Genomic DNA, 12,130 nt, shown 5'->3' with positions numbered 1-12,130 from the left:
GTTCCCGGAAATGTGGAGCGGTGAATGACGCCGGCGTTTAGCAGGAAGCCACCCTCATTCAATCGGCGCAGCCCGCCTCAGCGCGCGGCGCTTCCACTTTCGCCCGGTCCACCAGCGCCAGACCAGGATCGAGAGCAGATAGCCGATGAGCGCTGCCCCAAGACCGATGATGAACAAGCCCGAGATCAAGGCCGGCGCGGCATCGGAAAACGCCCATTTGAGCCAGCTGCCGACGCCCGCGCCGCGCTCGATCAGTGCGTAGAAGGAAGCGATGTCGGTGCGGAAGCCGAAGAAGCTGCCGAGCTCGAGCGAGGCGGCGATCAGAAAGGGCGTCGTCGCCGGATTGGTGAGGAAGGTCATCGCCGCGGCGACGGGGATGTTCGCCCGGAACGGAATGGCGAGCAGGGCCGATCCGACGATCTGGATCCCGGGAATGAGCAGGAACACGCCGACGAACAGGCCGGCGGCGACCCCGCGCGGAACCGAGCGGCGGGTGAAGCGCCAAAACTCGCTGTGCAGCACGCGCGTGCCGAAGGGCTTGAGCCAGCGGCTCTTGGCGAGCTCCTCGCGGTTCGGCGCGTTGCGCGCCACCCATTTGCTGATCCGCTCGACCATCTGATTTCGCGACGCGCCTATCCGTGTTGACGAAGGAGCCGCCCCTGCTCCCTCTTCCAGTCCTTTTCCTTCTCATATTCCCGCTTGTCGTGGTGCTTGCGGCCTTTCGCCAGCGCCAGTTCCACTTTCGCGCGTCCCTGAGAATTGAAATATATGGAGAGCGGGACGAGCGTCATCCCCTGGCGCGACACCGCGCCGAATAATTTCTCGATCTCGCGTCCGTGGAGCAACAGCTTGCGGGGCCGCTTGGGCTCGTGGTTGAAGCGGTTGCCGTGGCTGAACTCCGGGATGTTGGAGTTGATCAGCCAGGCCTGATCGTCCTTCACCTCGGCGTAGCTCTCCGCGATCGAGCCCTCGCCGCCGCGAAGCGACTTCACCTCTGTGCCGGTCAGCGCGATGCCGGCCTCGAACGTCTCCTCGATCGCATAATCGAAGCGCGCCCGCCGATTCTCGGCGACGATCTTCTTCTTGTCGAAAGTGGCGTGACGGGGGCGTGCCATCAGGAAGAACCCACCAGTCCTGCATGATCCAGCGCGGCGTCGACGGCACGGCGGCTCGCCTCGGAGGGAGGCGTCATCGGCAGTCGAGGCTCGGCGGGGAAATCGGGGTGGACACGGCTGAGCGCGTATTTGACCGGACCCGGTGAAGCGTCGCTGAACAAGGCAGCGTGGAGCGGATAGAGACGGTCCTGGAGCGCAAGCGCTTTCGTCCAGTCTCCGGCCAGGCAGGCCTCCTGGAATTCGCTGCACAGCCGCGGCGCGACATTGGCCGTGACCGAGATGCAGCCGATCCCGCCCATCGCCATGAAGCCCAAAGCCATGTCGTCATTGCCCGAAAGCTGGGCGAAATCCTCGCCGCAGGCGAGGCGTTGGGCGGTGACCCGGCCGAGGTTGCCGGTGGCGTCCTTGACCCCGACGACGGTCGACCGGTCGGCGAGACGACCCAACGTCTCGACCGAGATGTCGGCGACGGTGCGGCCGGGAACGTTGTAGACGACGATCGGCAGCGACGAGGAATCGGCCAAGGCGGCAAAATGGCGGTACAACCCCTCCTGGTTGGGGCGGTTGTAATAAGGCACGACGCACAAGGCGCCGTCGGCGCCCCGATCCTGCGCCGCCTTCATGTTCTCGCGCGCCGAGCGAGTGCAGTTGGAGCCGCAGCCGGCGATCACCGGGACCCGCCCGGCAGCCTGGTCGACGCAGACTTCGACCACCCGCCAATGCTCCTCGAAGCTCATCGTCGACGCCTCGCCCGTCGTCCCGCAGGGGACAAGGCCATGACTTCCTTGGTCTATCTGCCACTCGACGTGAGCCCGGAACGCCTGCTCGTCAAACGCTTCGTCGCGAAATGGCGTCACCAGAGCCGGGATCGAGCCCCTGAACATGGTCATCTCCTTCAACTCGGAACCCGGCATCGCCAAAGAAGAATCCGGCGGACATTCCGGGGAATGTTCAGGGTCTGATAAGGAGGGGGGCGTCATTCTGTCCAGCATGCACAAGAGAGCGGGTGTTCTTCTTCTCCTGGGGGTGTCGGTCGCAGCGGTCGCGGGAAGCGCCGTCGGGCCGATTCGCGTGTCCAATCCCGAACCGGCAGTCAGGCAGGCCTCCTTGCTACCGGTGGCGGCGGCCGTCGCGGCCCAAGCCGCGCCTGGCCCGTCGAGCGCGATCGCGTCCAGCATCGAGCGCTGGCGGAGCCTGCGCGGGAACGACAATCTTCCCTTCTCCTCTTACGCTTCCTTCCTGGTCGCCCATCGCGGCTGGCCCGGCGAGAGCGCGTTGCGCCGAGTCGCCGAGCGCCAGTCGGCCGAGCCCGGGGTTTCCTCGGCCGAGGCGATCCGTTTCTTCCAGGCCTTTCCGCCGCTGACCGCCACCGGCCATGCCGGCCATGCCTTCGCGCTTCTCTCCGGCGGCCGACCGGACGAGGCGCGCAATGCGGCGCGGGCCGCCTGGACCGCGGGCGTGCTCCCTGTCGCCGTCGAGCAGCGGATGCTCGGCGCATTCGGCGGAGCGCTGACGCCGCAGGATCATGATCGGCGCATGGACGCGCTGCTCGACAATGGCGACACCCAAAGCGCGCAGCGGACGCTCGCCTGGGTTTCGCCGGCGCGGCGACCGCTCTACGAGGCGCGACTGGCGCTCCAGGCCCGCGCGCCCGACGCCGCCTCGCGCGTCGCCGCTCTGGGCTCCGCCGGCGCCGGCGATCCCGGCCTGCTCATCGATCGCGCCAAATGGATGCGCGAGACCGGAAATTCGATGGGTGCGCGCGAACTCCTCGCCCAACCGCGGCGGCTGACGACGGCGCCGGCCAACCCCGAAAAATATATGGAGGCCCTGGTCACCATCGCGCGCGGCGCGGCCAACGACCGGCAATGGACGCTCGCCTACCAGATTGCGAGCCAGGTGGACGGCATCTACCCGACCGGCACCGACGTCAGTCAGAAGAGCTTCGGCGAGCGCGACGAATATACCAATCTGACCTGGTTGGCCGGCACGTCGGCCCTGCTCAAGCTCAACCGGCCGGCGGACGCGATCGGCATGTTCGAGCGTTATGCCCGGGCCGCGCAATCGCCGCAGACCCAGACGAAGGGGCTCTATTGGGCCGCCCGAGCGGCGAACCGCGCCGGCCAGACCGGCCAGTCCCGCACCCTGCTCGAGGAAGCGGCTGGCCATTACGACCAATATTACGGCCAGCTTGCCGCCGAGCGCCTCGGCCGCCCGCTGCCGGCGCCGACGCCGCCCGTCGCGGTGACGCCGAGCCCGGCGGAGCGCCAGGCCTTCTACAACCAGCCGATCGTCGCCGCCGTCCGCTATCTCGGGCAGATCGGCCAGTGGCGCGACCAGACCGACTTCGTCCGCGCGCTGGCCCAGCATGTCGACACCGACAATGAGCGGCTGATGGCGGTCCAGCTCGGCGAGCAGATCGGCCGGGTCGATCTCGGCGTGCTGGTCGCCCGCCAGGCGCGCACCGACGGCTCGTTCGAATATAAGCGCTGGGGATTCCCCGAGGTGCGGGTGCCGGCGGCCCAGCAACGCCACTGGACGATCGTCCACGCGATCACGCGCCAGGAAAGCCTGTTCGACCGCCAGGCGATCAGCCGGGCCGGCGCACGCGGGCTGATGCAGTTGATGCCGGGCACGGCCCGCGAGGTCGCCGGCCGGCTCGGAATCGGCTATGCGCCCGATCGTCTCACCGGCGACCCGGAATACAACGTGCTGCTCGGTTCGACCTACTTCAACCAGCTGCTGAACCAGTGGGGTGGCAATTATCCTCTGGCGGTGGCGAGCTACAATGCCGGCGCCGGCAATGTCCGCCGCTGGATCCGCGAGAATGGCGACCCGCGCACCGGCAGCATCGCGATGATCGACTGGATCGAGGAGATCCCGTTCTTCGAGACCCGCAACTACGTCCAGCGGGTTCTGGAGAATGCGGTCGTCTACGACCTCATGAATCCGAACCGGGCCGGCAGCCCTCCACAGAACCGCCTGTCCTACTATCTGGGCGAGCAGCAGCCGGGCTGAGCGTTCCCGGCGCGGGGGATCGGGGCTAGGGAAGGCGCGATGAGCGACCGCCCCAACTACATCACCCCCGCCGGCTATCGCCGGCTGCGCGAGGAATATGAGGCCCTGTTCGGCGGCGAGCGGCCGAAGCTGCTCGAGACGATCGCCTGGGCCGCGGCCAATGGCGACCGTTCCGAGAATGCCGATTATCAATATGGCCGACGGCGTTTGCGCGAGGTCGATCGCCGGATCAACTTCCTGTCGCGGCGGATGGCTGCCGCCAAGGTGACCGAGCCTGCCCGCCAGCCGGACCGGAGCCGCGCCTGGTTCGGGGCGACGGTGACCCTGGCCGACGAGGATGACAACCGCCGCACCGTCACCCTTGTCGGCGAGGACGAGGCCGACGCCTCGGCCGGCGCGATCAGCTGGTACTCGCCGATGGCCCGCGCGATCCGCGGCGCGGCGGTCGGGGATTTGCGGCGTGTGGTACTGCCGAGTGGCGAGAAGGAATATGAGGTGGTCGGGATCGACTATCCGCAGGGCTGAGACTAGGCGGCGTCTGCACCGAGGCAGCCGGCAGAAAGCGCCCCCGTGGCGCACCGTCGATGCGCGATCGATCACTCTCCTGTCCGCAATCTCTCCAGACCCGATGGGAATCGCCATGCGCCGGCTGCGTAGAGTGGCTAGGCTCGGCGGCTCCGACCGGAGAGAGTCGCGGTCGCGCGAGCGCTTTGATATGCGGCGTGGATGATCGATCGTCGAACCCTGATCCAGCTCCTCGGCGCCGCGATGGCGATGCCGGCCCCTGCTTTCGCGGCAACGCTTCCCGCCCGGCGCAAGCCGCCGCGCCTCCGGCCCGGCGACACGGTCGGCCTGGTCGAGCCCGCCGGCTTTACCGCCGATTCCTTCGATCTCGCCGTGGTCCTTGAAACCGTCCGGGCAATGGGTCTGGTGCCGCGGCCGGCGCCGCATCTGCTCAGCCGTTACGGCTATCTCGCCGGCCGCGACGAGGAGCGGGGCGGCGACCTGATGGCGATGTACCGCGACCCGGCGGTAAAGGCGATCTTTGCCGTCCGCGGCGGCTGGGGCTGCGCACGCATCCTGCCGCACCTCGATTTCGACGTGATCCGGGCCAACCCGAAGCTGCTGATCGGCTTCAGCGACATCACCGCGCTTCATCTCGCTCTGGCGGCCCGGACCGACTGCCCCACCATTCACGGGCCCAATGCCGCCAGCTCCTGGGGCGAGCTTTCGTGGGAATCCTTCCGCGGGCTCGTCTTCGAGGGAGAGACTCCGACCTACAGCACCCCGCCTGGCACCGAGGATCGCCTCGTCCAGCGATCGGGGCGGATCCGTACCTTCCGTCCGGGGCGGGCGACCGGGCCGCTCCTGGGCGGCAATCTCACCGTCCTCGCGGCGTTGGTGGGCACGCCTTACCTGCCCGACTTCGACGGCGCGATCCTCTTCATCGAGGATGTCGACGAGGCGGAATATCGGATCGACAGGATGCTGACCCAGCTCGCCCTCGCCGGCATCCTCGGCAAGGTCGCCGGCGTGGTGTTCGGCCAGTGCACCAGCTGCACGTCGCAAGGCTCTTCGACGGTCGGCTTCACCCTGTCGCAGGTGCTGGAGCAGCATCTGGCCCCGCTCGGCGTACCGGCCTTCCAGGGCGCCCTCATCGGCCATGTCGCCAACCAGTTCAGCATCCCGGTCGGTATTCCGGCCGAGATCGACGCGGAAGCGGGAACGATCCGGATCCTCGAGCCGGTCGTCGCCTGAACCCGTGGCCGCGCTGCCGCCGTGGAGGCGGCCGCCGACCTTCCTCACGTCTCAGCGCACGGCGATCCTGCGCAGCAGCCTGCCCTCGCGCGACATCAGGAAGGCGATGCTCGTGCCGCAGCTCGTGCAGCAGCCGCGCACATGCGCGTCCTGCGGAAGCGGCCGGCCGGCGACAAAATGGACCAGCAGCGCCTCCCCCTCGACCGAGGCATGGACCGAGAAGCAGTCGGGATCGCGATTGCGCTCCTGCGCGAAGAGGTCGAAGGCGCCGGAAAGCGCCGCCCTCCACTGCACCGACAGGCCAGCCACGACCTCGGGGCGGTCCGGCGGGCTCGGCGGCGACGCCGCTCCAACGAGCAGGAGCCAGGAGAAGGCGACGAGGATCGATCGACCCCGTGCCGCTGGTGCGCTCCGGCGCGAGGTCACGGACTGATCCAGTCCGCGTAACCGCCGAGATGGCGGTAACGCACCCATCCCGACCGGCACGGTCCGGAATAGGTTTCGGAGACCGAAGGCGCCGGCCCGAGGCCGCAGCCCGTCCGCTCGCCGGGCGCCTCGAAGACGATTCCGAACCAGTCGCCGCGGCGGATGCAGGCGAACACCGCTTCCCCGTCGGCAAGGCGGGCAAGCGCCCGCTCGCGTACCGAAGGTCCGGCGCGAACCGGGACGAGGCCATTGTGGCGGTCGGGGTTCATGATCGACGCGGTCGAGCAGGCGAGCGACGCGGCCGGGTCGCCGGCCATGATCGGCACCGGAACCCGGGGCGCCTGTCCCCGGGCAGTCGCCGGCATGCCCGCCAGCAGCAGCGCCGCCCACAGGATGCGGACCGGGTCTCGCCAGTGCCGTGTCTCGGGATGCGAGGGTGCGACGGCGGGCACTGCGATCGGCAGAATGGCGGTGGTCATCAGCCTTCCTTTGCCAAAACGACATGCCGCTCCGGCACGTGAACATGGGGTGAAGGTCGTGGCGGCGGCGAAACAAGGCCGCATGCCACCCAGGTCCGATCGTCTACACGGAAAGCAGGATCGAGTTTCCGAAATTGTGCAGGAAGACCGGAAGCAGGAGGCTGCCCGTCCGCACCCGCAGCCAGATTGCGATGAACGAGGGCAGCGCGGTCAGGGCCAGGGCCATCGGGTCGAGCGAGAAGGCACCGTCGGCATAGCCGAAGGCGTGGGTCATCCCGAACAGCAAAGAGGAGAGGATCGCGCCCCAGCCCCATTCGATCCCCAGGAACCGGACCCGGCCGGCGAAGGCTCGATCGAGCGCCAGCAGCAGGATGCCGCGATAGAAGATCTCCTCCTCGAGGCCCGGCATGGTGAGCTGGAAGGCGATTAGCTCGCGATCGGCTTCGCCGTTGGGAAAGGCCGCCGCGAGCGCGAGGAAGAAGGCGCAATAGAGGAGCACGACCGGGATGGAAGGCTTCAGGCTGCCGGGGGCATGGGCCAGGGTCAGTCCCACCTTGCGCCAGCCGAAGACCGGCAATGCCGCGATGGCCAGCGACGCCGCCAACGCGGCCAGCTTGCCCTGCCAGTTCCAGTCGCTCCCAGTGAACAGGTCGGGGATCGTGCCGTATCCGCGGGTGAGAAGGATGTCGTTCACGGCCACCAGCACGGCCGCGACCAGCAGCCAGCGCGGCGCGAATCCCTCGCGGTTGGACAGGCCGATCAGGCCTCCCGCCAGCAGGAGGAGACCCAGGGTCGCACCCAGTCCGATCAATCCGTTCACCCGTCCTCACCCCGTCGTCCAAGAGGACTTCCGACTAGCGGGCGACGGCCGGATCGGCTTCTCAAAACATGGCGGATCGCTGCTCGAAACCCGGCACGGGAGCCTTTTCACCTGCCGCTTCGTCGATTCCTTCCACTCGCGCCGCCTCGCGGAACCGGGAGGGCGCACACCCTTCCATGTCCCTGAAGACGCGGTTGAAGCTGGCGAGCGAGGCAAAGCCGCTGTCGAGCGCAACCGCGATCAGCTTGTCGCCGGATCGAAGGGGGTCGCGCAGGCGGCGGCGGGCTTCCGCCACCCGGTAATGGTTGAGGAAGGTGCGGAAGTGATCGAAGCCCAGTTCGTGGTTGATCAGCCGCCGGACGATTCGTTCCGGCGCGCCCATGCGCTCGACGAAGCCCGCAAAGGTCAGCTCGGAGTCGAGGAAGACTCTCTCCTCCTCGATCAGCGCCCTGAGCCGGGGGCGCAGCGCGTCCTCCTCAGGGAACATGTCCGCTCCGATCATCGGGGTCGTCGTCGCCGGAGGACCCACGATTCCGCCGAAGCTGAACGCCTCCGTCCGGATCGTCAGTAGCCGCGCCGCCAGCCACACACCGAAGCCGAGGATGGCGAGGTTCTGCGCCGACGAAAAGGCGATCGGTCGCCACGCGAAGCCGAACAGAACATCCGCCGCCAGGTCGACGAGGAGCTGGCCACCGAGCAGGATCGCAACCAGGATCCGGGCATCGTGCCGCCGCTGAACCAGGTCGCCGCCGCGTTCGGAGACCAGCCTCCAGACGAGATGGGCGACGATCGCGAAACCCAGGACGACGAGCAGATAGGACCAGTCGATGTCGGCCGCGGCGCTGCCGAAGAGCCCGCGGTCCATGGCCGCCATGAAGGCCCAGAGCAGGCCGACGGCCAGCACGGTGCCCCTGAGCCTGAACCGCGTGTCGAAGCAGGCCAGGCAGAACCACCAAAGGAAGACGACCGCGAAACCGCTGGCCAGATTGGCGGCCGCTCCAGCGACGCCGTCCGGGCGAAGCGAGGCCTCGGGCGTGTTGCCGGCGAGGAAACCGGAGAGGCAGAGAGCGAGCGGTGGAAACAGCCAGGCGGGCGCACCCAGCGCACGGCGCTGCCGGAACAGCAGCGACGCCAGGAGGAGGAGGATGGTGATCGCGCCGATCCGCACGGCGAGGTCGGCTTGCCCCAGGCTCATGAGTACCGGCTAGGGCATTCGGCGGACCGCAGCCATGGCCTTCGCGTCACCGCTCTACCTCTGGTCCACCGGGATACTCAGCCCGCGCTTGACGATACCCAAAGCGACATTCGTCGTGAACCGTCGGACATTGGCATTGTCGGCCACGAGGCGTCCCATGAGCGCATCGAAGCTCTCCGTATCCGGCGCCGTCACCACCGCCATGAAATCCGCTTCGCCGGTGACGTAATAGGCCTGCTGTACCTGCGGCTCGGCCGCGAGCCAACGGCGCAGCTGCGCAAGCAATTCCGGCCGCTCCCGCTCCACCTGAAGCGCGACGATGAAGAAGGTCGGTCGGCCGACCTGTTGCGGATCGACGACGGCGCAATCGCGAACGATCACGCCTTCCTCTCGCAGGCGGCGCAGTCGGCGCTGGATGGCGGAGACCGATAGCGCGACATGCTCCGAGAGGCGCTCGGCGGTCTGCGAGCTGTCCTCCTGGACGAGGTCGAGCAGCTGTCGGTCGTAGCGGTCGAGAACCATTTCGGCCGCATCATAGACCGCTTTCGCGGATTATCGCGGCACAATCGCCTCCGTCTTTGCCGTAGAACGGCATCGCCCAGGCTTATGGTCCTCTTCCTCTCAAGCTGCGACCATTCGAGGGAGAACCGGTTTGAAGCTTCTCTACCAGACGCACTCACCGTTCGCGCGCAAGGTCCTCGTCTTCGCGCACGAGGCCGGGCTCGCCGATCGTCTCCTGGTCGAGCCGCACGAGACGAGCCCCACCCGCTCGAACGACGCGGTGTTCGCGCTTAACCCGCTCGGCAAGGTGCCTGTCCTGGAGCGAGCCGACGGGCCGCCCATTTTCGACTCCGATGTCATCTGCGCCTATCTCGACACGCTCAACGAGGGCGAGAAGCTGATCCCGGCCGAAGGCGAGCGGCGCTGGCGGGGCCTGCAGATGCAGGCCGTCGCGCAAGGCATGGCGGACGCCGGTATCGCGGTCCGATGGGAAAGCGAGCGACGTCCGCCCGCTTTTCGCTTTGCACCGCTTCGGACCGGATACGAGCACAAGCTGCACATGGCCTATCGATGGCTCGATCGCGAGCTCGAGGTGCGCGAACGGCTGCATGTCGGGCATATCGCCCTGGCGACGACGCTCGACTGGCTGCTGTTCCGCGATCTGCCCAGCTTCCGCGACCACGCCATCTTGTGGCGCTGGTTCGTCGACATGACCGAGCGCCCGTCGATGCGGGCAACGCCGCTCCATGGCGAAACCCGCGACTAAGGAAGCAAGCGCCTGGGAAAGGATCTCGCGGCCTTTGCCCCGGTCTCGGCGAAATCTGCCGTCCGCGGCAGGTTCAGCGCAGCGGCCGGAAGGCGGCCCACAGGTCGGCGCTGAGCAGAGCGGGCTGTTCCCAGGCGGCGAAATGGCAGCCCACGTCGTGCCGGCTATAGTGGAGGAGCCGGGAATAGGTCCGTTCCGCCCAGCTGCGCGGGCATTGATAGAGCTCGTCGCGAAAAGCGCTGATCGCGACCGGGATCTCGACGCCGAGCGGCTGGAAGAAGACGGTCTTGTTTTCCCAATAGAGCCGCGCGGCCGAGATCGCGGTGTTGGTCAACCAGGTGACGGTGATGTTGTCGAGCACGTCGTCGCGGGTCAGGCCCTCGTTCTCTCCATCGAAGACGCGGGCGATCAGCTCGTAGCTCTTGAGATCGTGATCGAGGAACCAGGCGGCGAGCCCGATCGGCGAGTCGGCGATCCCGTACAATGTCTGCGGCCGGCTTCCCATTTCCTGCGCGTAGGCAAGGCCATGGGTGAAGAAGAAGTCGAGCCGTTCGAACGCGAAGAGCTCATCGGCCGACAGGCCGGGCGGCGGCGTGTGGCTGGGCAAGGCCTGCCAGATCTCGGGCGGCACGGCCGACGGCATGTTGGTGTGGATGGCGACCAGCTCCGGCGGCCGCTGCACGCCCATCGTCTCTGTGACGAGCGCTCCCCAGTCGCCACCCTGCGCGACGAAACGGTCGTAGCCGAGGCGCCGCATCAGCGTCGTCCAGGCGCGGGCGATACGCGGCGGATCCCAGCCGGTCCCGGTCGGCCGGGCCGAATAGCCGTAGCCAGGCATGGACGGGATGACGATGTCGAAGGCATCCGCGGCGCTTCCGCCATGCGCGGGCGGATCGGTCAGCGGCCCGATGATCTTCAACTGCTCGACGATCGAGCCCGGCCAGCCGTGAGTGACGATGAGCGGCAAGGCATCGGGATGCGGCGAGCGGACGTGGATGAAGTGGATGTCCAGTCCGTCAATCTCGGTGAGATATTGCGGCAGGGCGTTGAGCCGGGCCTCGCACCGACGCCAGTCATAGTCGGTCGCCCAGTAAGCGGCGAGCTTGCCGATGACGCCGAGCTGAACGCCCTGCGTCGCGTCTTCGACGGTCTCCCGATCGGGAAAGTTGGTCGCGAGGATCCGGCGACGAAGATCCGCGAGCGCTTCGTCATTGGTCTCGACCCGGAAGGGACGGATCGAAGCGCCCGGGTCGCGCACGTCGCCGCCGATCGCGAAGGCCGGCGGAGCCGCGGAGTCGTGGACCGGTGCGGCGGAAGTGGCGGGAAGCGTATTTTCGGGGACGGAACCGGACATGGCGCTACTCCTCGTCGGCAAGGGACAGGCGGGGGCCTGCCGGTTCGGGAAATGCGCTCATCCCCGCCGCCGAGCCCAGTTAGTCGGCATTTGCCGGCGTTAGATCGAATGAGCCCGACCGCCATCGGGCGTCGTCGGCGGCCCGGTCAGCGGCGGGACTGTCCTCGTCCCGGCGTTCGAGCTATGTTGACGACGAAGGCCCAGCGGTGCGAGCCGGCTCCGTCGGACCCGCCTGGAGACGGGACATGCCTCGACAGACGCCCTTCGCCCCCGCCCCTCCGATCGTTGCTTCTGAGCCCTTGGCGGCGGATACCGGCCCGCCGGCGCCGATCGGCTTCAGGGATCTCGTCGCCATTCCTGCGGCGCGGCTGCTGCTGCGGCGGCAGCGGCCGGTCAAGATCGGCGGACGCGCCTTCGACCTGCTCATCGTGCTGCTCCGCTCCCGCGGGTCGGTCGTCTCCAAGAACCGGATCATGCAGGCGGTGTGGCCGGGCACGTTCGTTGCCGAGGGCAATCTCCGCTTCCAGATGGCGATGCTGCGCAAGGCGCTCGGCCACGACCGCGACCTCATCAAGACCGTGATCGGCCGGGGCTACATGCTCGCCGACGAGCGTCGGCCCGAACCTTCGCGCAGCTGGACGCTCCAGCCGATCCGGGTCAGCTGGTGGCCGCTTCCGGCCCGCTGAAAGCCTCCGGGG

14 protein-coding genes are annotated in these 12,130 nt (G+C 67.9%); 5 read left to right on the top strand and 9 right to left on the bottom strand.

Features of this window, described 5'->3' with window-relative positions:
- Window positions 1–54 precede the first annotated feature (54 nt).
- The 3 genes from DDE10_RS02805 to dapA are packed head-to-tail and all read right to left on the bottom strand — an operon-like array spanning window position 55 to window position 1,999.
- Window positions 55–615, bottom strand: coding sequence for a DUF2062 domain-containing protein (locus DDE10_RS02805; RefSeq protein ID WP_114951175.1), 561 nt, complete (start codon window positions 613–615; stop codon window positions 55–57).
- Window positions 616–632: 17 nt separating this feature from the next.
- Entirely contained in the window at window positions 633–1,115 is a 483-nt protein-coding gene (gene smpB / locus DDE10_RS02800; protein WP_114951174.1) for an SsrA-binding protein SmpB, read from the bottom strand.
- Window positions 1,115–1,999, bottom strand: a complete 885-nt coding sequence (gene dapA, locus DDE10_RS02795) for a 4-hydroxy-tetrahydrodipicolinate synthase (RefSeq protein WP_114951173.1) — start codon at window positions 1,997–1,999, stop codon at window positions 1,115–1,117. Before dapA ends, smpB begins: the two co-directional genes overlap by 1 nt.
- A 187-nt stretch (window positions 2,000–2,186) precedes the next feature.
- On the opposite strand from dapA, the gene DDE10_RS02790 reads away from it, so the two are divergent.
- The 3 genes from DDE10_RS02790 (at window position 2,187) to DDE10_RS02780 (ending at window position 5,891) form a co-directional block, all read left to right on the top strand.
- Window positions 2,187–4,133 carry a lytic transglycosylase domain-containing protein gene (locus DDE10_RS02790; RefSeq protein ID WP_284734403.1) on the top strand — a complete coding sequence of 649 codons (1,947 nt, stop codon included), beginning with the start codon at window positions 2,187–2,189 and terminating at the stop codon, window positions 4,131–4,133.
- Between the two features lie 39 nt (window positions 4,134–4,172).
- A complete protein-coding gene (greB, locus tag DDE10_RS02785) occupies window positions 4,173–4,658 on the top strand; it encodes a transcription elongation factor GreB (protein ID WP_114951172.1) in 486 nt (161 codons plus the stop codon).
- A gap of 201 nt (window positions 4,659–4,859) precedes the next feature.
- Window positions 4,860–5,891, top strand: a complete 1,032-nt coding sequence (locus DDE10_RS02780; RefSeq protein WP_114951171.1) for a S66 peptidase family protein — start codon at window positions 4,860–4,862, stop codon at window positions 5,889–5,891.
- Window positions 5,892–5,942: 51 nt separating this feature from the next.
- Here DDE10_RS02780 and DDE10_RS02775 read toward each other — a convergent pair whose 3' ends face one another.
- The 5 genes from DDE10_RS02775 to DDE10_RS02755 all read right to left on the bottom strand — a co-directional run bounded on the left by DDE10_RS02775 (window position 5,943) and on the right by DDE10_RS02755 (window position 9,333).
- Window positions 5,943–6,317 (bottom strand): hypothetical protein, encoded by a 375-nt coding sequence (locus DDE10_RS02775; protein WP_114951170.1) that lies wholly within the window; start codon window positions 6,315–6,317, stop codon window positions 5,943–5,945.
- Window positions 6,314–6,796 (bottom strand): hypothetical protein, encoded by a 483-nt coding sequence (locus DDE10_RS02770; RefSeq protein ID WP_114951169.1) that lies wholly within the window; start codon window positions 6,794–6,796, stop codon window positions 6,314–6,316. Before DDE10_RS02770 ends, DDE10_RS02775 begins: the two co-directional genes overlap by 4 nt.
- Window positions 6,797–6,899: 103 nt before the next feature.
- Window positions 6,900–7,616 carry a CPBP family intramembrane glutamic endopeptidase, BDIM_20840 family gene (locus DDE10_RS02765; RefSeq protein WP_114951168.1) on the bottom strand — a complete coding sequence of 239 codons (717 nt, stop codon included), beginning with the start codon at window positions 7,614–7,616 and terminating at the stop codon, window positions 6,900–6,902.
- Between the two features lie 61 nt (window positions 7,617–7,677).
- Entirely contained in the window at window positions 7,678–8,811 is a 1,134-nt protein-coding gene (locus DDE10_RS02760) for a helix-turn-helix domain-containing protein (RefSeq protein WP_114951167.1), read from the bottom strand.
- Window positions 8,812–8,865: 54 nt separating this feature from the next.
- Window positions 8,866–9,333 carry an Lrp/AsnC family transcriptional regulator gene (locus DDE10_RS02755; RefSeq protein WP_114951166.1) on the bottom strand — a complete coding sequence of 156 codons (468 nt, stop codon included), beginning with the start codon at window positions 9,331–9,333 and terminating at the stop codon, window positions 8,866–8,868.
- Between the two features lie 130 nt (window positions 9,334–9,463).
- On the opposite strand from DDE10_RS02755, the gene DDE10_RS02750 reads away from it, so the two are divergent.
- Window positions 9,464–10,078, top strand: a complete 615-nt coding sequence (locus DDE10_RS02750; protein WP_114951165.1) for a glutathione S-transferase family protein — start codon at window positions 9,464–9,466, stop codon at window positions 10,076–10,078.
- Between the two features lie 73 nt (window positions 10,079–10,151).
- Here DDE10_RS02750 and DDE10_RS02745 read toward each other — a convergent pair whose 3' ends face one another.
- Window positions 10,152–11,432 (bottom strand): epoxide hydrolase family protein, encoded by a 1,281-nt coding sequence (locus DDE10_RS02745; protein ID WP_114951164.1) that lies wholly within the window; start codon window positions 11,430–11,432, stop codon window positions 10,152–10,154.
- A 245-nt stretch (window positions 11,433–11,677) separates the two neighbouring features.
- Here DDE10_RS02745 and DDE10_RS02740 point away from each other — a divergent pair, with 245 nt between their 5' ends.
- Entirely contained in the window at window positions 11,678–12,118 is a 441-nt protein-coding gene (locus DDE10_RS02740; RefSeq protein WP_114951163.1) for a winged helix-turn-helix domain-containing protein, read from the top strand.
- Window positions 12,119–12,130: the final 12 nt, after the last annotated feature.

This window comes from Sphingosinicella terrae (assembly GCF_003347635.1).
Taxonomy (GTDB): Bacteria; Pseudomonadota; Alphaproteobacteria; order Sphingomonadales; family Sphingomonadaceae; genus Allosphingosinicella; species Allosphingosinicella terrae.
The sequence above is the reverse complement of the archived record's forward strand: the minus strand, read 5'-3'. Positions and strand labels throughout refer to the sequence as shown.